This window comes from Mesorhizobium sp. WSM4828, assembly GCF_055811175.1.
Window position 1 is genome coordinate 1 of record NZ_JBVVQK010000039.1, and the last position, 23,649, is coordinate 23,649.

General features: G+C 59.1%; 17 protein-coding genes and 2 pseudogenes. 9 read left to right on the forward strand and 10 right to left on the reverse strand.

The window, feature by feature from the left end; genetic code table 11:
• The 8 genes from AC0L2X_RS28740 to AC0L2X_RS28775 all read left to right on the forward strand — a co-directional run.
• The coding region (locus AC0L2X_RS28740) for an NAD(P)(+) transhydrogenase (Re/Si-specific) subunit beta (RefSeq protein WP_473600817.1) at positions 1 to 264 on the forward strand (264 nt) is incomplete at its 5' end.
• A 375-nt stretch (positions 265 to 639) separates the two neighbouring features.
• Complete coding sequence (locus AC0L2X_RS28745) at positions 640 to 1,422, forward strand: SDR family oxidoreductase (protein WP_473600818.1); 783 nt, start codon at positions 640 to 642, stop codon at positions 1,420 to 1,422.
• A gap of 39 nt (positions 1,423 to 1,461) precedes the next feature.
• Complete coding sequence (locus AC0L2X_RS28750; RefSeq protein ID WP_473600819.1) at positions 1,462 to 2,235, forward strand: SDR family NAD(P)-dependent oxidoreductase; 774 nt, start codon at positions 1,462 to 1,464, stop codon at positions 2,233 to 2,235.
• A gap of 2 nt (positions 2,236 to 2,237) precedes the next feature.
• A complete protein-coding gene (locus AC0L2X_RS28755) occupies positions 2,238 to 3,236 on the forward strand; it encodes a LacI family DNA-binding transcriptional regulator (protein WP_473600820.1) in 999 nt (332 codons plus the stop codon).
• Positions 3,237 to 3,399: 163 nt separating this feature from the next.
• Positions 3,400 to 4,443 carry an inositol 2-dehydrogenase gene (gene iolG / locus AC0L2X_RS28760; protein WP_473600821.1) on the forward strand — a complete coding sequence of 348 codons (1,044 nt, stop codon included), beginning with the start codon at positions 3,400 to 3,402 and terminating at the stop codon, positions 4,441 to 4,443.
• Between the two features lie 47 nt (positions 4,444 to 4,490).
• Positions 4,491 to 5,462, forward strand: a complete 972-nt coding sequence (locus tag AC0L2X_RS28765) for a substrate-binding domain-containing protein (protein WP_473600822.1) — start codon at positions 4,491 to 4,493, stop codon at positions 5,460 to 5,462.
• Positions 5,463 to 5,484: 22 nt separating this feature from the next.
• Complete coding sequence (locus AC0L2X_RS28770; protein ID WP_473600823.1) at positions 5,485 to 7,161, forward strand: ATP-binding cassette domain-containing protein; 1,677 nt, start codon at positions 5,485 to 5,487, stop codon at positions 7,159 to 7,161.
• 534 nt (positions 7,162 to 7,695) lie between these two features.
• Complete coding sequence (locus tag AC0L2X_RS28775) at positions 7,696 to 8,730, forward strand: IS110 family RNA-guided transposase (protein ID WP_473600824.1); 1,035 nt, start codon at positions 7,696 to 7,698, stop codon at positions 8,728 to 8,730.
• A gap of 280 nt (positions 8,731 to 9,010) precedes the next feature.
• On the opposite strand, the gene AC0L2X_RS28780 is transcribed toward AC0L2X_RS28775, so the two are convergent.
• The 9 genes and pseudogenes from AC0L2X_RS28780 to AC0L2X_RS28820 form a co-directional block, all read right to left on the reverse strand.
• A complete protein-coding gene (locus tag AC0L2X_RS28780) occupies positions 9,011 to 10,024 on the reverse strand; it encodes an IS481 family transposase (protein ID WP_473600848.1) in 1,014 nt (337 codons plus the stop codon).
• 182 nt (positions 10,025 to 10,206) lie between these two features.
• Positions 10,207 to 10,330, reverse strand: a pseudogene (locus tag AC0L2X_RS28785) (transposase); the annotation flags it as partial.
• Between the two features lie 192 nt (positions 10,331 to 10,522).
• The gene (locus AC0L2X_RS28790) at positions 10,523 to 11,272 is read right to left on the reverse strand and encodes a hypothetical protein (protein WP_473600825.1); all 750 of its coding nucleotides are present in this window, start codon (positions 11,270 to 11,272) and stop codon (positions 10,523 to 10,525) included.
• 62 nt (positions 11,273 to 11,334) lie between these two features.
• The gene (locus AC0L2X_RS28795) at positions 11,335 to 11,952 is read right to left on the reverse strand and encodes a glycoside hydrolase family 108 protein (protein ID WP_473600826.1); all 618 of its coding nucleotides are present in this window, start codon (positions 11,950 to 11,952) and stop codon (positions 11,335 to 11,337) included.
• Between the two features lie 37 nt (positions 11,953 to 11,989).
• The gene (locus AC0L2X_RS28800) at positions 11,990 to 14,791 is read right to left on the reverse strand and encodes a CHAT domain-containing protein (RefSeq protein WP_473600827.1); all 2,802 of its coding nucleotides are present in this window, start codon (positions 14,789 to 14,791) and stop codon (positions 11,990 to 11,992) included.
• Positions 14,792 to 15,388: 597 nt separating this feature from the next.
• Positions 15,389 to 16,423, reverse strand: a complete 1,035-nt coding sequence (locus AC0L2X_RS28805; protein ID WP_473600828.1) for a hypothetical protein — start codon at positions 16,421 to 16,423, stop codon at positions 15,389 to 15,391.
• 103 nt (positions 16,424 to 16,526) lie between these two features.
• The gene (locus AC0L2X_RS28810; RefSeq protein ID WP_473600829.1) at positions 16,527 to 19,901 is read right to left on the reverse strand and encodes a WD40 repeat domain-containing protein; all 3,375 of its coding nucleotides are present in this window, start codon (positions 19,899 to 19,901) and stop codon (positions 16,527 to 16,529) included.
• A gap of 48 nt (positions 19,902 to 19,949) precedes the next feature.
• Entirely contained in the window at positions 19,950 to 20,639 is a 690-nt protein-coding gene (locus tag AC0L2X_RS28815) for a peptidoglycan-binding domain-containing protein (protein WP_473600830.1), read from the reverse strand.
• 722 nt (positions 20,640 to 21,361) lie between these two features.
• Positions 21,362 to 21,997, reverse strand: coding sequence for a hypothetical protein (locus AC0L2X_RS28820; protein WP_473600831.1), 636 nt, complete (start codon positions 21,995 to 21,997; stop codon positions 21,362 to 21,364).
• A 140-nt stretch (positions 21,998 to 22,137) separates the two neighbouring features.
• On the opposite strand from AC0L2X_RS28820, the pseudogene AC0L2X_RS28825 reads away from it, so the two are divergent.
• Positions 22,138 to 22,540: pseudogene (locus AC0L2X_RS28825) on the forward strand (transposase); the annotation flags it as partial.
• A gap of 46 nt (positions 22,541 to 22,586) precedes the next feature.
• Here AC0L2X_RS28825 and AC0L2X_RS28830 read toward each other — a convergent pair.
• Positions 22,587 to 23,649, reverse strand: a 1,063-nt coding sequence (locus AC0L2X_RS28830) for a tetratricopeptide repeat protein (RefSeq protein ID WP_473600832.1), incomplete at its 5' end; no start/stop codon positions are given.

Consider the following 23,649-nt stretch of genomic DNA (forward strand, 5'->3'; position numbering starts at 1 on the left):
GAGTTCGCGCAGGCCGACGTCGCCTATGTCATCGGCGCCAACGACGTCACCAATCCCTCGGCTCGTGACGACAAGTCGTCGCCGATTTACGGCATGCCGATCCTCGACGTCGACAAGGCCCGCACCTGCCTGTTCGTCAAGCGTTCGCTCGGCTCCGGCTATGCCGGCATTGACAACACGCTGTTCTACAAGGACGCCACCATGATGCTGCTCGGCGACGCCAAGAAGATGACCGAGGAGATCGTCAAGGCGATGGATCACTGATTTCGGGGCAGGGCAGACCAGCTAGAGTAGGCGGCCTTCGTGCCGGATATTCGGGCACCCTCACTGCCCCTTCAGCCTGAACTTCCTCACACTGGTCGACCCGGAATCGCCAGTGTCCAGTACTGGCGCCTGACCGCGCCCGCAGGGCCAGCACCCGCACTGTGACGCGATTGAGCACTCTGGTCCCCCTTCCCTTATGGCAGCCAATATCCGGCTTGTAAGCTTTCGGAATGCGAGCCGGCCATAGCGGTGCATCCGGAATGCATTTGGTTCCGATCGTATGGCTTGCACGTTGCCTAACTCACAAAAATTATGCAAAGTGATGCAGCTGGCATGACGCATCGTCGTGCACAATATTCATATGTGGAGCAGAAAATGGCGAAGGGCCTGTTTGCGAAAAAAGTCTGTCTCGTAACCGGAAGCACACAAGGGGTCGGGCAGGCCACGGCCATGATGATGGCGGAGGAGGGGGCGTCTGGGCTGGTAATATGCGGCAGGCAACGGGACGCAGGCGAACGCGTCAGGGCGACCCTCGAGCAGTTGGGGACCGACGCTATCTTCGTCCAGGCCGATCTGGCGCGCGTAGAGGACTGTTTTGCGGTGGTCGACGCGACGGAAGCACGGTTCGGCAGGGTTGATGTAGTAGCCAATGTAGCTGGCCTGACAGATCGCGGCACGGTCGAAGACACCGATGCGGCAACCTACGACCGGCTATTTGCAGTCAATACGCGTGCGCCCTTTTTCATTATCCAGCGTTCTGTTCCCCTGATGCGCCGGGCAGGGGGCGGATCAATCGTCAACGTCATCTCCATTGCCGCGCACGGCGGTGCGCCATTCATTTGCGCCTACGTCGCGTCAAAGGCGGCACTGATCGGTCTTACAAAGAACGTTGCCCACGCGCTTCGGCGGGATCGCATCCGCGTCAATGGGCTAAACATGGGATGGACTGCAACTCCGGGCGAGGAGCGGATCCAGAGGACGGCGCACGCAAGGGGCGATGACTGGCTCGAGGAAATATCGCGCGCGCAGCCGTTTGGCCGGCTCCTTGAGCCCGGAGAGATCGCGCGTGCCATCTGCTTCCTGGCGAGCAGCGAGAGCGCCATCGTGACCGGATCTGTCATGGATTTCGACCAGACCGTGATTGGCGCCTACGACTGATCCGGCGACCACCACCACTTTCCACGGGAGAATGAAGCGATGTACGATTTCAATGGCAAGATAGCGCTGGTCACCGGGGGCGCACGCAATATCGGGCTGGCGACGGTCAAGGCATTTCTTGAGGCGAATACACGTGTCGTCCTGGTCGACCGAGACGACAGAATCGCCGGGGACGCGGCCGATGACCTGGGTGTCTCCCAGGATCGTCTAAGAGCGTTCGCGGCCGACATATCGGACGAGACTTCGGTCAAGGATCTCATGCGACGTGTGGATGGTGCATTCGGGAACCTCGACATTATCGTAAACAATGCAGGCATCTGCACGCTCAACCTTGCGCTCAATCTCAGCGTTGAAGAATGGGATCGGGTGCAGGCGGTAAACCTGCGCGGCCCCTGGCTCTGCGCCAAACACGGTGTTCCGCTGATGAAGGCTGGTGGTGCGATTGTGAACATAGCCTCGCAGGCTGCGCAGCGGGCCCAGAAGTTCACAGCACACTACAGTGCCTCAAAAATGGGGATTATCGGCCTTACCCGTGCCCTGTCCGTCGAACTTGCTCCAAAAATCCGTGTAAATGCCGTAAGCCCCGGGACAATCCAGACCGACATGATCCAGAATGAAATCGACTGGCGCATCTCAAACGGATTCGATGATGATGCAGACGCCGTCATGAGCGGATGGATGGACCGGATTCCGATGCAACGTTTTCAGAAGGCCGAGCATATCGCCAGGGCCATCCTGTTCCTTGCCTCTGATGAGTCCAGCGAAACGACCGGAGAGACATTGAATGTGAGCGGCGGCGCGGTCATGGTCTGACCATGGAAAGAACCAGGCGCCGGCCATCTTCAATCGATGTTGCCAAGCGGGCAGGCGTCTCGCAGTCAGCCGTATCACGTGCCTTTTCGGGCGCCAGTGTGTCCGAGGAAACCAGACGCAGGATCATGTCAGCCGCTGATGAGCTCGGATATCGGCCGAACGCTCTTGCCCGCGTCATCAGCCAGCAGTCGAATCTGATTGGTGTGGTGATGGGTGAAATCACCAACCCGTTCTATCCGGAAGTCCTGGAAATGCTGCTTCTGGAGCTGGAGTCGCAGGGCTTCCGGGTCCTGCTGAAGCACCTTGACGGAGCGCAGAGCGCTGATGCTGCGATCGAGGAAGTGCTGGCCTACCGGGTGCGCGGGGTCATTGTCACGTCCTCTTTCGTGAGCGCGGCCATGGCCGAGCATTGTGCCGCGTCCGAAGTTCCGGTCGTGCTTTTCAACCGCCACATCCGTGATGTGAAGATCTCATCCATATCTTGCGACAACGTCGATGCGGGCCGGATGGTCGCCAATCTTTTCCTGGATTCAGGCCACAGGCGTCCCGCCTTCATATCGGGCAGCGCTGTCGCGACATCGAACCTCGATCGCAAGAAGGGGTTTCTTGACAGGATCTCCGAGCGCGGCGGCGGAACGGTTCCCGTTCTGGGCAACGAACACAGCTATGCGGTGGGGGCAGCGTCGATGCGCGAACTGCTCGCGCTGCCCGAGCGTCCCGACGCCGTATTCTGCGCCTCCGACGTCATTGCATTTGGTGCTCTTGACGTCTTGCGCGAGGCGGGAATCGCGGTACCGCGGGAAATCTCGATAGTCGGCTTTGACGATATCCCCATGGCAGCCTGGACAGCCTTTGATCTCACCACCATCCGCCAGCCGCGCCGGCGCATGGTCAGGGAAGCTGTCGCGACGCTTGTCGCGCGTATCAACGGCGCGCCGCTTGGCAGCATACGCCTCGTTCCGGGCGAGCTGATCCTGCGCGGTACCCTGCGCAAGGCCTGACGATCTTCCATTTCTTCAGCTGACCGCAGCCTGATCATGCGCTTTTTTGCATCACGCATTGCATAATATGCAATTCATGAAGAAAATTACGGCCTGAAATGCGATTTAGTTTGACATATTATGCAAACTGCAATTACCTCCACACAGAAGTGGAGGACTTCCGGTGATCGGGATTGGGTTGATTGGCGCGGGCCGTATCGGTGCGCTGCACGCACGAAACATTGCCGCGCATGAGCAGGCAAGACTGGTCGCCGTCCATGATCCGGTGGCGACAGCGGCGGAGACGCTGGCCACCCGGCACGGCGGCCGGGCGGTGGCCAAACTTGACGATCTCTTTGACGATCACACGATAGACGCCGTCTTCATCTGCTCCCCGACCGATACTCATGTCGACCTGATCGGCTGCGCGGCAGCGGCCGGGAAGGCAATCTTCTGCGAGAAGCCGATCGATATCGATCTGGTGTCAGCCCTCGGCGTTCGGGCGATCCTTGCACGTCATCGCGTGCCCTTCATGACAGGCTTCCACCGGCGGTTCGATACGAGCACGCGGCGCCTTGCCGAGCATGTCGGTCCCGGAGAGCTGGGGAAGGTCGAATTCATGCGCATCGTGAGCCGCGATCCGGCTCCGCCCCCCATCGGCTATCTCAAGCGCTCGGGTGGCATCTTCCGTGACATGACCATTCACGACCTGGACCTTTGCCGTTGGCTGACCGGTCGCGAATTTACAGGCGTATTTGCCAGGGGAGCTTGCCTGGTGGACCCCGAGATTGGCTGTGCTGGCGATTTCGATACAGCTTTCATCACGCTCTGGACCGCCGACGGTGTCAGCTGTGTCATTCAGAACAGCCGGCGTTCCAACGGCGGTTTCGACCAGCGCATCGAGATAATGGGTTCTCGTGCCGCCGCGAGCATGGACAATGTTCCTCTCACGCAAACGCGGCTGATTGTTCCGGAAGGCCTGCACTCCGACGCTCTGCCCAATCACTTTCCCGAGCGCTACCGCGATGCCTACGTTGCCCAGTTCAACGAATTTGTCGCTGCCCTCCAGGAGGGCCGTGAGCCGACGACAACGGCAATCGATGGACTGTCCGCCCTGCAGCTCGCCGATGCCTGTGCGCGCTCGGCCGAAAGTGGGCAGCCAGTCGCAATCACGCCGCTCGCAGAGATGCGTGAGGTCGACCCGCCGATAACGCTACCGGCGGGATGATTGAAGCAGACCGCCGGCCTGGCCGGCCAACCTGGAGGAGACGTTGCATGAAAAAGCTTATGTTGGCATCGATGACGGTGTCCGCTCTCGCGCTGGTGACAGGCGTTGCTGCGGCCCAGCAGAAAACAATCTCGGTGGTGGTGAAGGATACCACCAGCCCCTTCTGGCAGACGGTAATGGCAGGGGCCTGTGTGGCGGGTAAGGATCTGGGCGTTACCGTGAACGTCACAGGTCCGCAGAGCGAGGCCGACGTCAACGGGCAGATCGGCATCCTCGAGAACGCGGTCAGTACTGGCTCCAGTGCCGTCGTCCTTGCGCCGACATCATTTGATGCGCTTGGCCCCGCAGTCGATGAAGCGGCCGCGAAGGTCCCCGTTTTCCTCATTGATTCCAAAGCCAAGTCGGAGGCTTACACTTCCATCCTCGCAACAGACAACAAGGCAGGCGGGATGCTCGCGGGCAAGGCAATGGCTGAAGCCCTGACGAGGAAGAATGGTGCGGCCAAAGGCAGTGTTGGCGTCATCTCATATGGCGCCGGCGCGAGCACACTCGATGAGCGGATCGCCGGTTTCACCGAAGGGCTTGCCGCCTATCCTGACATCAAGGTCGTGACGAAACGCGTGGGCGATTTCCAGACCACAACAGCCCTGAACGATACCAACGACGTGCTGACAGCCTTTCCCAAGATCGACGGGCTCTACGGCGACGCGCTGTTTACCGGTCTGGGCGCCGGCCAGGCGATTTCCGAGTCCAGTCGCAAGGGTAATCCGGTACTGGTCACTTTCGACAGCAGCGATACGCTCGAGCAGTACATTCGCGATGGCGTTGCCCAGGCACTCGTCGTCCAGAACCCGTACAAGATGGGTTATGACGGCGTTGAAAATGCCGTCAAAGCATTGAAGGGCGAAAAGCTTCCCAAGTTCATCGACACGGGCGTGATGGTCATCACTCCGGACAATGTCGGCAGCCCGGAAGCGCAGGCACTGCTGCATCCTGATGTTTCCTGTCTCAAGAAATAGCAGCGGACCGAGCAGCTTTGACATGGCCGCAGCACTGCAATCGTCAGCCACCCTCCCGACGGGCGATCGCATCCCGCTGGTGCGGCTCGTGGGTATCGGGAAATCATTTCCCGGTACCCACGCCCTCAAATCGATCGACCTCGATGTCTTCTCCGGGGAAGTGCTGGGAGTGATCGGCGAAAACGGCGCCGGAAAATCGACACTCATCAAGATCCTGACCGGGGCCTACGTCCCGTCCTGCGGAACAGTGATGATCGACGGGCAAAAGGTCGATCTGCGAACTCCCGCGGATGCTCAGGCAGCGGGTCTGAACGCCGTGCATCAGGAGGTTGTCCTCTGTGCGCATCTCAGTGTTGCCGAAAACATTTTCCTCGGTCTCGAACCGAACCGTCTCGGAATGGTCCAGCGCGGGTTGATGAATCGGCGGGCCCAGGCCGTACTTGACCGTCTCGGCTTTGAGATCGATGCAGGCAGGGAGCTGGGGCAGCTTACAATCGGCCAACAGCAGCTGGTGGCAACTGCCCGCGCTACGGTGCGCGACTGCCGTCTTCTCATCTTTGATGAGCCCACGGCCTATCTGACCAGGCAGGAAAGCAACCAGCTATTCCAGCTTATCGGCCGCCTGCGGGCCCAAGGGGTTGCTGTCATCTACATCAGCCACCGCATGGAAGAGGTTTTCGAACTTTGCCAGCGGGCGGTGGTCTTGCGCGACGGTGAACTCGTGGCAACAAGGATGGTTTCGGAGACGAACGAGCGCCAGCTCATCCGCGATATGGCCAACCGCGAGATCGGCGACGTCCACTACAAGGAACAGATCAGTATCGGCAAAGAGGTCCTGGCAGTCGACAGGCTCTCCGGTCCCGGTTTTGAGGATGTCAGCCTCACGCTCAGGCGCGGAGAAATTGTCGGTCTCTTTGGCCTTGTCGGGGCGGGCCGCAGCGAGCTCGCCCAGTCCCTTTTCGGACGGCAAAGGCTGACTGCAGGCACGGTCACAATCGAGGGCGCACCATTCGTCCCGTTTTCCGAGCGGATTTCGATCCGCAAGGGTCTTGCGCTGGTGCCAGAAAGCCGGCGCATCCAGGGGCTTTGTCTCAACCAGTCGGTCGCTTTCAATCTCAACCTTGCTGCCTACGAGCGTGTCAGCCGCGGCGGCCTTGTCTCCCGCAACAGAGAGCGTGCAGTCGCGGCCGGCAGGCCGAGAAACTCGGCACGGGAAAACCCGCTGAACTCCTTCGGCAGGCCGCTTTTCTGGATGGTGGTTCTCGTCGCCATTCCAGCCTATGTGTTGCTCCATATCTCCCGATGGGGGCGCTATATCTATGCTGTCGGCTCCAATGCAGAAGCAGCGCGACTGTCAGGCATCAACATCCGCCACACGATTTTCCTCGTTTACATGATCTCGAGCACGTGCGCCGCACTTGCCGGAGTTCTGGCCGCGAGCCGGCTGGGCCTTGGCATCGCCACGACAGGCGACACCTGGGAATTGCAGGCGATTGCTTCATCTGTGATCGGTGGTACGAGCCTGTTCGGCGCAGTCGGCAGCGTCGTTGGCCCAACACTAGGCTCGCTGCTGCTGTCCACAATCAACCAGGGGGCCAATCTGCTCAATATCAATCCTTTCTGGCAGAGGATCGTAACCGGCCTGCTGATCGTGTTGATCGTCTTCCTTGATCAGCTACGGCGTATGCGTAGAAACTAGAAATCAACTACAGCGTTTTGCCCCGGGATCTGCTGAACGGGTTGCAGCGCAGTATCACCGCTGCAGTCGGGACACCAATCAGACAGTTGGGCATGGATGCTGAGAATGGGATTCAGGCCCTGTTCAACATCTGATTCAAGTGCGGCGTGGGAAGACGCGAGCCCTCCGAATCTGCCTGAGAAAGTCCGTGAACGAGATCTTTGTTAATCCCGACGTGCTCACGCCGGAGTAGCTTCTCAATCGTTGTGACCTTTCGAAATGGTACATAGCATCGGCATTTCAGACTCGCCGTTTCCTCAAGCAGACTTTCGGCTTGGGCGACATGATGTCCGGGTTGGGGGCCCGGAGCGGACATTAGCGACGACGACAGTCCAGCGCGCGATCGTGGCGATAGTCCGGGGAGCGCCCAGTCTAGATGTTTAGATGGGGTATTCGGCTTGAGCCCTGTCTGCGACGGCAATGGTGAGGGATGCAGCGTTTCGAGCTGATGATAGCGAGAGTGTCGCCTCACAAGCATCAGGAAAGGAAGGCTGCATGAAGCATTACGCTGGACTGGACGTCTCGCTCAAAGAGACTTCGATCTGCATCGTGGACGAAACGGGTTCGATCTGCCGGGAGCTGAAGGTGCCCAGCCACCCGGAAGACCTTGCTCGGGCGCTCCAGGCCTCCGCATGGCAACTGGTCCGAATCGGGCTGGAAGCTGGACCGTTGTCACAGGGGCTGTTCAGCGGATTGGCCGAAGCAGGCTTCCCCGTAGTCATCGAGACCCGCCACACGAAGGCGTTCCTCAAGGCGCAGGTGAACAAGACCGACCGCAACGATGCGCGCGGCATCGCCCAGATGATGCGGGTCAACCTGTTCCGGCCAGTGCACGTCAAGACAGTAACGAGCCAGCAGCGCCGAGCCCTGCTCACCGCTCGAAAGCTGCTGCAGGAGAAGGCCATCGCGATCGAGAACGACATCCGCGGCTTGCTGCGTAACTTCGGCCTCAAGGTGGGCATCACCGGTAAGGTGGGATTTGAGGTCCGGGTACGGGAACTTGCTGACGGTATGCCAGAGCTGGCGGACATCACCGCATCCCTGCTCGCCGCCAGGCAGAAGCTGCGGGAGGAGCTGTCCCGGCTTCATCGGAAAGTGCTTGAGATTGTCAGGGACGATAACAACTGCCGGCGCCTGATGACGGTTCCGGGTGTCGGGCCTGTCGTTGCCTTGGCGTTCGCCAGTACCATCGATATCCCGGCCCGCTTCCGCAACTCGAAGGCTGTCGGAGCTGCTTTGGGATTGACGCCGGTGCTCAAGGAATCTGGAGAGAGCAAGCGCGTCGGCTGCGTTTCGCTCTGCGGGGATGGGATGATGCGAACGTTGCTCTATGAGGCGGCACAAGTCATGCTCACCCGTGTGAAGAGGTGGTCCTGGCTGAAAGCTTGGGCGACGAACATCGCTAAGCGAGGCAGTCTGCGCAAGGCTGTCGTTGCCCTGGCCCGCCGGATGGCCGTCATCATGCATCGGATGTGGAGCGATGGGACGGAGTTCCGCTGGACCCGAGATGACGCGACCGCGCGTGCCTGATTAAACGACCCCGGCTGTGGGGTCGACATGATACAAGATTCCACCTCCGGTGGATAGGAGTCCTTCGCGGGACGACGAGTGAAGCAAGGGCGTGCCGGGACTTGGTCGGGCGTGGCAGCACCTCCAGACCGCTGTTTAGATTGCTCGCTTCATTCTCCTGATCCCATGCTGGGAGGGCTTACGAGCCGATCCCGAAGAGAAGCAAGGCCTCGCGAAGATCAACCAACATCGGTGTGACGAACAGCTTAGGTGGGATGAACAGCTCAGAAGACGCTTGACTTCAAATCGCCGAATAGAGAAGTCCCGGCATTTGCTGGAGCGGATTGAGGGTGAAGCGCTCGGGCTGGGAAGCCCATGCCTTGCAGATGAACTCGTAGGGGGTGAGACCTTTGAGGGTCTTGAGCCTGCGACCGAAGTTGTAGGCTGCGACGAAGTCGGCAAGATGCCGACGCAGTTGGTCGTGATCGTCGTAGTGGAAACGCTTGACCGTTGCGTCCTTGATGGTGCGGTTCATGCGCTCGACCTGGCCATTGGTCCAAGGATGCTTTGGCTTTGTGGTTCGATGTTCGATATCGTTCTTGGCACAGGTGCATTCGAAGGCATGAGCCCGGACTATCTCGCCATTTGCGATCGCTTCGTTGATCAGCGGAACGGCCGAACCGCCAGCGCCTGGCGTGGTGAACTGGATGCCGTTGTCGGTGAGAACGGTGTGGATCCTGTAGGGGACAGCCGCGATCAGGCGTAGCAGAAACTCTTTGGAAATGGCTGTCGGAGCCTTCTCGTGCAGTTCGACGAAGGCGAACTTCGAGGTTCGGTCGATGGCGACGAACATGTGTAGCTTGCCCTGTTCGGTTCGAACCTCCGCGATATCGATGTGGAAGAAGCCGATCGGATAGGCCTTGAACTTCTTCTTCGTCGGCCTGTCGCCCTCGACATCCGGCAATCGGCCGATGCCGTGGCGCTGTAGACAGCGGTGCAATGAAGAGCGTGTCAGATGCGGGATTGTCGGCTGCAATGCGTAGAGGCAATCATCGAGCGGCAGCAGCGTGTGCCGGCGGAAGGCCACAACGACAGCCTCTTCCTCGACAGACAGAACCGTCGATCTCGGCTCCCTGGGGCCGGTGGGTAGATCGGCGGTCGAACTCCGCTTCTTCCACTTCGCGACCGTCTTAGGGTTGATGCCGTAGCGCTTCGAAAGCGTCCTCAGGCTCGCTTGACTATGCTGTATCGCTCGACGGATCGCCTCTCTAGGTGCAGAATAGGAGCCGCAGCCACAATTGCTCGCGGCGCCAATGGCGTACAAAAGGTATTCGCCGACGTAGGCTGATTCAACGCCGATTAACCGCCCTCCAGCCTGCGGCCGCTACCCATGATTATCGGTGGGGAAAGCCGGACTGGCGCCTCGAGCTTTTCGAAGGGCAGCTTTGCGCCCAAATCGAAGCGCGAGGCGGCTCTGTCATCAACCAATAGCAGACCTATGGCGTCGGCGAGAAGCCGCTTCAGCAGCGTGTTCTCGTCCTCCGAGCGCCTTCAGTCGCCGAGCCTCGGAGACATCCATCTCGCCGAAGCGGGCCTTCCAGTTGTAGATCGAGAAGTCGCTGAACGAAGGAACGAACTTCAAACCGGATTAGATCAGAGGGGCATGGTCAGGGCGGGCCCACTGGCTCGAGCGCCCGTCGATGCGTGTGATAATGTGCAGCGTTGCTCTTGCCGTAAGACGGGTTGTGGGCCGTCGGCGTTTTCCAGCTTTAGTCCTACTCACGTTCTGCTGACTTGAGCCTTCCGCTCAAGGTCAGATAATGATGTTTTTAATATTGCCCACGATGAAAGGGCCAACCTTTTGCTGGAGGGCATCTTCCGATGTTGCAATGGTCTGAGGACTCAGACTCATCTGGCATTGACCGCTCTTCATGGTCCCATCGGAAGAGTGGAATTTGAAGAAGAGTACTTGCGTCAGTTTATTCGAGGCCTGCAGGGCAAAATAGGCGGCGTTCAGCGTCGCTCCGCCTCCGGCTCCGCCGTCGACATAGCTCAATCCGAAGTTCGCGGCTCTGAGCTTGGCGCTCTTCTGTTGGAACACGGTGATCCATGGCGCGTCCTGATCCATTGACTGAAGCCCCTTCAGCACCGCGATGATGATCGAACTCGCAGCGGCGCCAGGACCGAAGATCGCCGTGACTATCGGAATGATCGCCTTATGCAGTTCAGCGTTCTGATCGGAAATTGTCTGCTGCGTAAGGCCGCTCGAGGTGACTTGCCATCCGATTTTTTTCATAACGCTGTTGAAGGCGGCGAAATATGCGGCAGGGTCCGGGCTCCCGGAGGTCGCCTTGTCGGCCGCGAGTTGGCCAAGCAACAGCGCGTTGCTGATCGTCGGACGAATCGACTGAGGCACAGTGTTGCTGAATTCGGCCATCTGCGAGCCGACGGTGACGGCCTGATGTGCGCCCGTGAAATCCGGGGGCGGTCCCCTCGTTTCCTCTCCCCTCGTGGGAGCCTCCGGTAGCTTGAGACTTTGGATATACGAGGTAATCTCAGACATAATTAGCTCCTTTGAAAGCGGTCCTGCCGAAAACCGCGCGCCTCAATGAACGGCTCTGGCCGTCACCATGCTTCGATCGAATCTTCGGGCGAGATATCGGGCACGCGTTCAATATGATCCGTGTCGCCGAAATTGGGCTCGGCGGAGCCTCGCTTCGCGAATCCAAGCACTCCGGCTTCTCCGCGCAGCGCATTAAGTCGGTTCATCCAGCCAACGAGGAATCTATCCTGCCCCGGAGCCTGCGCGAACCGACGGTAGAGCGCTTCGCGGATTGAGCAGTAGCGCGCGACCGTGTCCGGAGGGCTGCAGGCTTCGCAAGCCGTCTGCGTCTCCGCGCCGAATTTTCCATCCACCCCGACTCCGACGGCCTGCTGCAGCATCTTCACCGCGCGCACCGGGCCCATGTTGACCGCGGTGTCGAAGTGGACGAGGTCGATAGGGGATGGAAGAACGTTGCACTGAGCCGTTTTCCAGTAATTGTTTGCATAGATGGCGGCAACCTCGGCATTCGAAATCCCCTTGACGTCCGCAGCGGGCAGGCCCTGGCGCGCACGCCAATCGTTGTAGACGTTCTGGGTCACCCCCTTCATAGTGCGGCCGCCGTGGTCCTGCGGATCGTCCACGAAGCCGCCCTCCCAGCGAAGGACAAAGGCGAGCGCGTTGTCGTAAGCAGCATCCATGGCTAGTTTCCTTCCCATGTTGTCTTGGCCGAAATTCTCACTTGACCAAGAATTCACTCTCGATGAACTGTCTGAGCTCCGCTACCCAAGCTCTGATGCGCTGACGCGTCCGATCGGTCTCGTCCGCCCCGCCTCTGAAAATGTCCTCGTAGAATTCAAGATGCTCGGTCACGGACCGCATTTTAGATGGCGAGCCAGTGTAGCGCCATGCGCGTCTGTATGCATCTCTGATTGCGCCCCCGTCTCCCGGCGCCCCATTCATGATGGCGACGTTCGTCCGGGCGTCGGCCGAACGAATGAGTTTCCAGAAGTCCGCCTCATCGGGCGCTGGCTGCTCGAGCATACGCTGCAGGTCCTTGCCGACGGCAGAATCGCAAGCCGTTCCATCGCGCAGGGCCATGCTGATGGCTGCGTTGCAGGCCATCAACCGCGGATAGTCGGGATAGTTCCCACCAAGCTTGACCGCCATTTCGGAGCACTCCTTCATCCTCGTGAGGGCATCGTTCGCACCAGGGTCCGAAGGTTGAACCTGGGCAAGCCGCTTCCAGCAGCCGGCTTGGAGGGAGAGGCGCTCCGACGTCGGACCCACCGCCTCGGTCAGCGACACCAGCTTACTCAGCGCATCCTGGATCGCCGCGATCGCCTCCGCTGGACTCTTACCCTCCGCAAACCCCTTGCGAAATTCGCTGACGGCGTTGCGGGAACGGAGATTGGCGAGCTGCTCGACCGCTCGCAGCTTGAACACAGCCTTCTCGTTCTTGACGGCGGCGGAATAATAGTCAATCGCCTCCGGAAGAGCTCCAAGCTCCGCCCACGCCTCCGCGAGAGCCGCGCAGAGCGGCGCAGACTTGAGCCATCCCTTCCGTTTTGCTTCGCCTTGGATTCTGACGAGCCGATCTTGCTGTCCCTTCAGATCGCGTTCCAGGCCAACGTTCACGTCTCCGCTGATCTGCTCTGCGGCCACGATGGCCTCCGAAACGCCGACGAACTGGTCGGCGTCGTCAGCAGCCGCCGATGGTGCCGACACGGCGCGTAGGCGATAGTCGGGGTCGCCGTAACATTGGTATGCGCCCCAGGTGTTATTGTCCGGCTTTGTTTCGTACGCCGCCTTTCTTGCCTGCAGCGTCGCCTCGCCGAAACCGGCGCCGTCGAGCATCTCTGAATAGAAGCGAAGGCCGAACGCCTTGGCGCAGGCGTCGTCGACCTCCCAACCGGCGACGATAACGCAGCGCACGCCGAGCTGGATCAATTGCACGGCTACGCTCGCCGCTAGTTCCGGCCGCCCCTCGACGCCCTCCTTACGGACTTTGTCCTCGGCCGTCGCGTCGATCATGCCAAGGTTGCAGCAATTGACGAAAAATATGGCGGGGCTGACGGGCAGCTTGGACAGCTCCGAGGCCCCCATCACGACGCCGCCCCCGAGAACCACGCCGGTCACCAGCCGGTTGACTCCGTCGGCGTGGGCCATATCGTAGTCGATGACGCCGTGGGCCGAGATGTGGACGATCTCCCATGCCTGCCCCAAGAGTTGCTTGAAAATCTGGTTCGGGGTAGCCGCCGCTTTGACCAACAGCGTCACGTCGTGGCTTTCCCTCGTCGCGCCCAAGAGCTCGGCGAGGGCCGTGGCCTCGGCTTCTGCGCCGGGGAGCGCGCCAAAGCCCTTCATGGGCTCTGCACCCGGATCGCCGATGATGAGCGCCTTGGGCCTGCCGCGGGCGGCGACGACCCTCTCTGAGAACCGGGTCTGCAATAATTGCCGCACCATCCCGGCGCGGACGGCGGGCGGCGCGAGCTTCGGCGCGTTCGTGTCCTCGGCGTTCATCCAAGGCCGCCGGTCATCGAGCAATTCCCATGGAAACGCCGCGCTCTGTTCGTCGAGAATGAGTCGCCTGTTCTGCTCCTCGGCGCTGCGGCGCTTCAACGATTCCGGCCACAGCAATTCGAACAGAATACGCCCAGGCGAGATCGGTGCGCCGTCGAGGTCGACATTCTGAGCTGTCCTGCGCATTAGAGGCGCGACGATGTCGAGGTTGGCGGCGATCGTTCGCGCCTCGGTCCGCGCGAAGCCGCTGCCGATGGTGAACGAGAGGCTGCGGTCCTCCGCCGCCCCGACGGAGGGCATGGTGATCTGGATCGGCTCCCACCAGTTCGGGTCCGGCGAGATCGGCGCATGGCGGCGGCCTCCTTCGCGGGGGCTGAAGCGCGGCGGGAGCCCGAAGACCTCCTCGAGAAGAGGATCATTCTGGATCGCCTTCTTTACCGCCCGCCATGTCTCGTACGCGCGATCTTCGTAGAGCTCGATAATCTCGACTACTCTGATCCGGGCGCCGTTCTTTTGCAGTCCGGCGAGCATGGCGTTCGCCTGGCTCGTCGCTTGAAGCAGCGCTTGCACGCAGCTGTTGCGGTCGACCCCTCCTGCGCCGGCCCCGACCAGAAGGGTGCTCAGTCCCATCTGTGCCTTCGGGTCCGCCGAGCCCACGTGACCCCGGTCCAGCGACTCGACCATAAAGGCGAGGATTCCTCGGCGCAGGGTTTCCCGAAGGGCGCCGATCGAGAGGCCGGCGGGCTGGCCGAGCCCCACGACCACGGCTCCCGAGGGCCGACAGTTGGGATCGATGAGAATCGCGCACGTTCCGATCCGGCCAGGGTACAGGCCTAGCTTGCGCCGCTCGGTGAGTCGGAAGCCCAGGGCCCGATCCAGTCGGGCTTCCGTGCCGGCGAAAGTGTCGCCGATGTAATGACCGACGAGAACGGGAAACCGCGCGAAGGCAAGGTGCCCGTGAACCACGGAAAGATCGATCCTGTCATTCTGTGTTTCGCACGGTTGAGTATCACTCATCACACCCCCCTTGCAACTGCGAGAGCGACCCCTTGCACTACGCCAACGCCGAACAAACCTTACGCCATGCTTAAGTGCTTAGTAAATGTATAAGCCCCAATATTTCTGTGACGGCCGACACACAAGGCGTGGGTTTTCATGTTGTCTGCGGAAACCGACACGGTGGCGCAGCTGCACTCTCATTCTGACCATGATATATTGCCTAGACTTAGTAGGGATCCCCGGCGCGAATTGCTCTATGAACGCTCCTGCGCTGCTAAGCGAACGAGGATCGAACAGGCTAGTACTCGTGCTTTGATTTTCACCGGAGCGCAGATCATCTTGGCGGCGATTGCAGTCAGAAAGATTATTATGGAACGGGATCGAGCGCTCCTAGAGCCTTTGATTAGGACGGGCGACAGTCTGACCGGGAGCACTGGGTTAGCAACAACGCTCGGGCTCACCGGTCTGCCGCTTCTCAATGTAGCGTTGACGCTGATCTTAGATGGGCTGGAGCTCTACCGGCCTGAGCCGGATTTATGGATCGGACCAAGCTCGCTCCTGGCGCATTCATCGGCTCCTGCAGCGCGTCGCGAATTGATATTGCGTTCGGGCATGTCAAACATCCATTTTCGTGAGCCTGCGAATGCCCTTCCTAAGGGATCGGTATGAGGTAAGGTTAAACTTCTCCGTTCGAATTGAATTTTCTGGTTCCAAACAAAATAACAGGTTCTCGTTCTGGTAGTCCGGGAAAAAGACGCCCCGATTTCTTGCCTCGATGACTAATCTGGCCCAATCATCTTTGAGAGCGAATGGCTTGCGGCGAAACAACCCTTGCGGGGGTGTCGCTGGCCTAACAAAGATCGTCTTGCCAAGGAAGCCGCCATGCAGAAGGTAATCAATCTCCCACAGCGTGCCGGGTCTGCTGGATGGAATGCATATGATGTAAGTCGCCATTTCAGCTAATTTGGCAGCAGCACTTTTCCAATCTTCTTCATTCGTTAGAATGCGTCCGATGCCCAGCGCCTCTCCCGGATGACCGAGCCCGATAACGGGCCCTGACCATCTCATTGCCTTTACTAGTTGCATCTCGAACCGGTAGTTGGGGTCCTTTAAATAGGCCGATGGGCTTATCACAGCGGCCTGAGCACCGGCTTCGAACAGTTCATCCGTGACGTAAAACGGTCGCAGATACAGAGAATATAACTTGCAATTACCTCTAATTATGGCTCTGTAAAGTGCCGTTGCGTTGCGGTTGTATGCCTTTTGACCGAGTCTTTTCGCAATGAACATAAAAAAAGCAGCGAGCAATCCTGGAATTAGAACCAAAAAGACCACAGTAGTAATTTTGATTGTCGCGAGCAACATTCCCGCATTCGACGAAGTAACCCACGCAACTTCGTTTTGACGTGCTAGTTCAAGCAGCTCAAACTTTTCGAGCGTCCAGTTCCCCCGTTCATGGAGAAAACTGCCCATGAATAAAGCCGCAAAAATTGCTGGCGGCAGAGCTAGAAGTCGAAATAGCCAGCTTGCTAATCTTAGAAGGAAATCCGCTCCGCTTGTCATCTCTACACCATTGACGATCCGGCTTGGTAGGTCAGCTGGCACTAACAGGTTTTTGAAAAAACCGGGCCGAAAGGATGACAACAACACAATCGCTCGTTGCGCGAGGCGCCGCCGCACGAATGGATATTGCGTCGGAGCATGCGAAAAATCCTTTCACACGACCTCACTGAGGCAAGCTTGCGGTTGCATGTCAGAAGACATCCCCTATGGGATTTTTTTGCGCACCGTCCCGCGCTAGCTCTATCGAGTTCCAAGCAGGTACTGGAATTGTTTTGCCATCAATGCAAATAGGATCGGTCCTGATAACGCCATACAGCTTGAAGCCGCCAGTCAGCGTACTATCGGTGAGAAGATGGCATGTGATCTCCAAAATGTTTCCTTTTGGCCAGGCAATATCCCACTGGCGCAACGAACCGACAGACCAAGAAACGATGCGTTTTTCGTCCTTCGAGAAGATCGCACCTCTGATCCCGAAGGGATCTTCCATTGCTGGGCCGATAGGCTGGTGGGTGGCGACGTCCCACAAATAGAGTTTTCTATCGTCGGACCAGGAAACGATGCGGCTCTCGTCCTTCGCAAAGATGGCTCCCTTCACAGGCCCGCCATGCTTCATAGACGGGCCCACCTGTTGGCCGTTGCTGGTGTCCCAGAGGCGAAGAGTCCCGTCGTCTGACCAGGAGAGGATGCGCATACTGTCATTTGTCAAAACCGCGCCATTGACGGCATCACCGTGCAACATGGCGGGGCCGATCTGTTTGCCGGTGGCCACGTCCCACAAGCGCAGTGTCCTATCGCTGGACCATGACAGGATCCGACTCTCATCATTTGTGAAGGTCGCGCCTTTGACTCCACCATTGTGCTCCATGGCCGGGCCGATCTGCAGGCCGGTGGCGGAGTCCCAAAGGCGAAGAGTCTTGTCTTTGGAAAAGATGTTGTTGGACCAAGAGAGAATCCGGTCCTCGTCTTTCGAGAAAATCGCGCCCTCGACCCAATCATTGTGTCGCATGGCCGGGCCGATCTGCTCTTGGGTGGCGGTGTTCCACAAGCGGACTGTTCCTTCCTTCGACCAGGACAGGATACGGCTTTCGTCCTTTGATAAAATTGCGCCGGTGACCCAGTCATTATGACGCATTGGCGGACCGATCTGGTCTCCAGTGGAGATGTCCCACAGGCGTAGTGTGCTATCGTAGGACCAGGAGAGGATTCGAGTCTCGCCCTTCGTGAAAATCGCATCTTTGACCTCGCCGTCATGTAACATCGTCCGACCGATCTGGCCTGTGGCGGCGTCCCATAGGCTCAGTTTGCTGTCGGACCACGCGAGAATGCGGCTTTCGTCGCTGCCCAACCGCGCGCCACCTGAGGCGATTCCTCCAGGTATGGCCTGACCGATCTGATGGTTCGTCGCCAGGTCCCATAGCCGCCAAGTGCCGTCCCAAGACTTGGCGAGCACGCGGCTCCCGTCCTTCACGAGGATGGCATCAACGACCGAACTACCATGGTCCATGGCGGGGTCGACTGGCAGGCCGGTGATGATATTCCATTGGCGCAACGTCCCGTCCTGGGACCAGGAGAGAACGTGGCTCTCGTCCTTGCTGAAGGTCGCGCCATTGATCTGGCGATCGTGTCGCATATCAGGGCCGAGCTGCTGGCCCGTCGCTGCGTCCCACAGGCGAAGCGTCCCGTCCTCCGACCAGGACAGGACACGGTTCTCGCCCTTGCTGAAGATTGCGCCTTTGACAGGGCCACCATGCGCCATCGGGCGAACCAAGGCCGCCGACGCGGTGGCTGCATCCCAGAGGCGGAGCGTCTTGTCATCCGACCAGGTCAGAATTCGGATCCCATCATTGCTGAACATGGCTCCGTTGATTTTGTTGCCATGAGGCATATCAGGGCCGATTTGCTGACCGGTGACGGCATCAAATAGGCGCAGATTTTCGCCTGACCAGGAGACGATGCGGCTCTCGTCCTGGCTGAAGGTCGCGCCATCTACTCCGCTCCGCTGCGGCATGAAATGAGTAGTCGATTTACCGGTACCGGCGTCTCGCAAGCTAAGCTTGTTTTCGTACCACGAGAGAATGCGGCTCTCGTCCTTGGTGAAGATCGCGCCGACAATCGGACCACCATACTGCTGAGGCGGACCGATAGCGTGCTGGGTGGTGGCGTTCCATAGGCGGACCGTGCCGTCTTTGGACCAGGACAGGATGCGGCTCTCATCCTTGCTGAAGGTCGCGCCATTGATTTGGCGATCGTGTGGCATATCAGGGCCAATTTGCTGGCCAGTGGCGGCGTCCCACAGGTGGAGCTTATTTTCGGACCAGGAGAGTATGCGGGTCTCATCCTTCGAGAGGATCGCTCCCCTGACTGCGCCATCATGCGTCATGGCTGAGCCGATCTGGTGCCCCGTGACGGCGTCCCACAGGAGAAGCGTTCCATCGCCAGACCATGAAAGGATGTGGCTCTCGTCTTTCGTGAGGATCGCGCCGACCACCGGGCCCCTATGCTCCATAGCCGGGCCAATCGGGCGGCCGGTGACGGTATTCCATAGGACTACGGCCTTGTCGTCAGACCAGGACAGGATGTGCTTCTCATCATTGGACAGGAGGGCACCATTGACGGCATCCGCGTGGCGGAACTCCCGCTGATAGAGCTTTTCGGACCTGAGGGCGCTTGAGAGGCTCTGGAGGGTGGTTTCCAAGGCAGGGCGAAGTTGGTCAGTATCGCTCTTTGGCCATGCCGCCAAGGCCAGTTTCGCGGCGTCGTTGGCGTGCCCCTCTTGCAAAGCCACCCTCGAAAGGGCTGCCAGCGCCCGCGTTTCGTTGGCGGTGGAGTTCTGAAGAGCGGAAACTGCATCCGCGCGCTGAATCAGCCCCCAGATCGCGAGCGCGGTTGTCAAAGCGGCGACACAGATACCCCCTAGCGCAAAACCCACTATTAGCCGTTGCCGCTGCCGCCGCTCTTCGCGACGTAGCACTGGAAGAAGTCGGTCCGGAACATCGTATATACCGGCGAGAAGCTTAGCGAGGCCATCATCAAGCGTGTCAGTAAGCGTTCTCGTCCGCCAGACGTTGAAACCGGTGAGATCTATCCAGTCCCACCGCGGTTTCTCGGACAATCGGCCCGGATACTGACCATCGACCGCTCCCGGCCCGAATACTAGGTCGACCGGGCGACTGTTGTCCCCGGCATGAACCTCGCCTAGGAAATGGTCAATCTCTCGCACTAGCCAGTTGTCTTGGACCGAACCATCTGGCCTGACAATATTCTCCGTCGCCAACGGAGTACATATAACAATAAGTCGAGCTGATTGATCCAAGGCAGGATAGATTTTCTTAAGAAGAAAATCATCATTCGGTTTCTCGTAAGATGTGTCCAGCCAAATCTGAGGTCGCCGGTTGTGAAGTTCCTGTTTTTCGCCCGATAACTCGCTGAGAACCTCGACTGGAAGCTGAAAATGTTGGAGCTTTCTCCTGATCCATTGCGCAAGCCCAGTCGCATCTCGCCGACGGTACGAAATGAAGGCGTCGAATTGAAAATTTGGTGGTGTGTGTGGATCGCCTTCGTGCATTGGCTAGGGCTCATACGAGGTGACGCTGGCAGTCAGCTCCGTAGCCGATCAATCAGCGTGCAGGGCGTCCCAGGTGTATTGCCCAACACGCCCGTCCTGAACGAGTCTGGCCGACTTCTGGAAATCGATTACCGCCTTGATAGTCCTCGGGCCGAAGTCACTGTCGACGGTCAGCTTGGCTCCTTTGGCGTTGAGCAGTCCCTGAAGGCGTGCGACGTCCGGGCCCTTTGTCCCGAGCGCCAGCACCGGATTGGGTGGCCAGCTTACCGGCTGCGCCACCTTCGCCGGGGCGATTGTTATGCCGTCGAGCAGCCAGCTGGACATGTCGTCGTAGAGAGTCCGCTCCGGCTGCACTGAGATGTGTACATGATGATGGTGTGAGTTCTTGCCCACGTAGGGCGACCATACCCACGGCTCGTAGGCCTTTCCGTTCTTCCTCACGGACTTAGCGTTGGCGATCCTGCCATCGGCGATGATGTATTTGATGCGGCGGTCCATCGAATGCCGCAACGCCTCGCCGAGAGCCCAGTTGTCCACGCCGTGTGCCTCGTCGTCCGTGATGTCGATCGCCGTGACAACACCCGTATTGCCATCCTTGACCCAGGGATTGTGGTCGGACGAGCGCGAGGCGTGCTCTGCATTGCCGATTGAGCCGTCACTCACCTTGGATCGGTTTGGCGAAAGCACATTAACCTGATCGCGCAGCGTTTGCAGGCTGCGCGCGAGACGCCACGCCATGATAGCTCCCCTTTCTGCCAAGACCGGCAGCGCACGACCCGGTTTCCATGAGAGTCGCGTGCGAAAAATTCCTGTTTTAAAAATACTCAACTAACAGTTGCTCGTCTGAGCAACTTTCAGCAGGAACATCATCCACTTACGTATACTGGGCGCCTTTTAGATATCGGCTTTAACCCCTTACCGTATTGTTGTCGTCGTGCTTGCTACCCGTCAAAATATTATATTGAAAAGAATCGTCTTTCCATAAGATTCTTGCTGCGCCGTGCTTTTTTGCGTTTGCGGAAGAAGAGTAGCAAACATAGGTGAAATTTCTGCGTGCTTCTATCGTTGGACCCAAGATATTCTTGGGGCAGATCCGTGACGAAGAATCTTGAGCCTAATCAACGCCATCGATCGGCTTCTTCGGGCTATATCGGCTTAAAGCCGTAGACCGGGGCACCTTCGGCGGCCTCGCAGGCCCCGGCGCGATGTGTGGAGGCACATACGTTCGCGCGTTGTCGGCTCCCGGCCCTAGCGATTCCGCAATTATTCAGATTCCGGCGGGCTCCGGGCATGCGCCACGAATTTCCTGACCTCCGTCCCATTACCTGGTCAATCGCCGTTGCACTTTTTCGCCGGCCTGAGTTGCAGCTGCGGTCCAAAGCGGGTTTGTAAGAAGTGGCTCGGCTGCAACTCTGAACCTGGCCGGGTCTTGCTAGGCTCTAAATCCTGAGCGCGCCAAATTACCGCGCACCCTTCACAATTTCGTAGGTGCACTTGAAGGATTTTGCCGCGACTCGGTATGTGTCTGCAGGATCGTTCGGGTTCCGGACGATCGCGTCTCCCGGCTTTGCAACCATTTCTTCTCCCCAAGGGGCCGTGAACACAAAGTCGCCCTCTGTTTCATCAATGATGAAATAAAGCATCTCGGGCGCCAACGGCCGATATTCGCTCCAGCCGTCGGCATCCGGCCGGCCATACGGCCCCTCGTAGCGCGCTGCAAATTTCTTGGAAGAAACCAGATATTGTTCATTGCCCGTCTCCGGGCAGCGGTTGCGCACCACCATGTCGCGATCCTCGGCCGGTTTACTTTGCGTTTCCTTTCCTTCGCCCCTGATGTAGGTGGTGATGATCTCGCCCGCCTTCGCCTTCCGGGCGTCGATTGGTTTCGCCTTGCGCGCGATCCCGACTTTGTCTCCCGCTTTGGCCGCTTTGAACAATTCAGCTATATCACGCTTCGCAGGCATGTCGGCTATAGCTGACGTTCCTACAAAGAGCGTGAACCAGGCCATGAACACCCACAAACGCTGAAGGCGACGACCGTGCATGCAGGATACCCATTCGCTGCGATTAGCTTCGAAATCGAGCATGGTCTTCATCACTCCTTGTCAAGCACACGCTATCTATCCTGTGAATTGAGGACAATTTCAACGACTACTGCTTAATCGCACTACACAGTGCAGCCGTCTCACCGCTTCGACGAGACCGGCGTCACCTTCCGCTACAAGGACTACCGCCACGACGGCGCCGATCGCCAGCAGCTCACGACGCTTGGGCGATTGTTAAATTGTTAACGCCGGCAGATATCTCCGGCAGCGCCGGCGTCCAGGCGTTCCTGGACGGCATCCGCAAGCGCTGGCCATGGGTGAGGCATCTGTTCGCCGACGCCGCATACGATCGGCTGCAGCTCATGGACAAGGCCCCGCCTATCTCGACTTCATGATCGAGATCATCCGTCGATCCGATGATCAAAAGCCCTTCGAGGTATGGCCCGTCGCTGGGTCGTCGAGGGCACCTTCGGTTGACAAGTTGGCGGCGCCTCGTGCGCGGCTACGAGTAACGCATCGACGTCTTCACGCCGTGATCTGATCCTTGTCGCCATGGGCGGCAATCTCATCCGACAACGGCCCCGCTCCTCCTAGCCGAAGGACTTGTGTCGAAAAAACAATCCCAGTTCCTTGGATCAGATCAGTTTTCCTGCCCTGTTTGCAGCCCACCCTGAGCGGTGTAGGTTGCCGAAAGCTCGCGCTGCCAGTCGGCATTGTTCGGATCGAGAGCCGCCAGCTTCTCACGGATGGCAAGGGACTTCTGGTAGTTCTCCAGGGCGCCCGCCAGGTTCCCCTGCGCCCTCTTGGCGCCGCCGATTTCGAAATAAATCGTGGACAGCTCACTTTGCCAGTCGGCATTGTTCGGATCCAGAGTCACCAGCTTCTCACCGATGGCAAGGGCCTTCAGATGGTTCTCCAGGGCGCCCGCCAAGATCCCCTGCGCCTTCTGGACGTCGCCGATAGATCGGTAGTCGATCCCTACGCTGCCAAGGCGGATCATGTTTGCTGTGTCGGCAGCGCTTAGCTTTTCATCCATGGCGAGTCCGCGCCGATAGCTCTCCAGGGCGCGCGCCAGGTTCCCCTGCGCTGTCTGAACATCACCCAGTGTGGTGTAGATCGACGAAAGATTGCTCTGCCAGTCGGCATTGTTCGGATCGAGAGCCACCAGCTTCTCACGGATGGCAAGGGCCTTCTGATGGTTCTCCAGGGCGCCCGCCAGGTTCCCCTGCGCCTTCTGGACGTCGCCGATAGATCGGTAGTCGATCCCTATGCTGCCAAGGCGGATCATGTTTGCTGTGTCGGCGGCGCTTAGCTTTTCATCGATGGCGAGGCCGCGCCGATAGTTCTCCAAGGCGCCCGCCAGGTTTCCCTGCGCCCTCTGGGCGTCGCCGATTGCGAGATAGATCGTGGACAGCTCACTCTGCCAGTCGGCATTGTTCGGATCGAGGGCCACCAGCTTCTCACCGATGGCAAGGGCCTTCTGATAGTTCTCCAGGGCGCCCGCCAGGTTCCCCTGCGCCTTCTGGACGTCGCCGATAGATCGGTAGTCGATCCCTACGCTGCCAAGACGGGTCATGTTCGCTGTGTCGGCAGCGCTTAGCTTTTCATGGATCGCGAGGCCGCGCCGATAGTTCTCCAGGGCGCCCGCCAGGTTCCCCTGCGCCGTCCGAACATTGCCCAGTGTGGTGTAGAGCGATGACAGG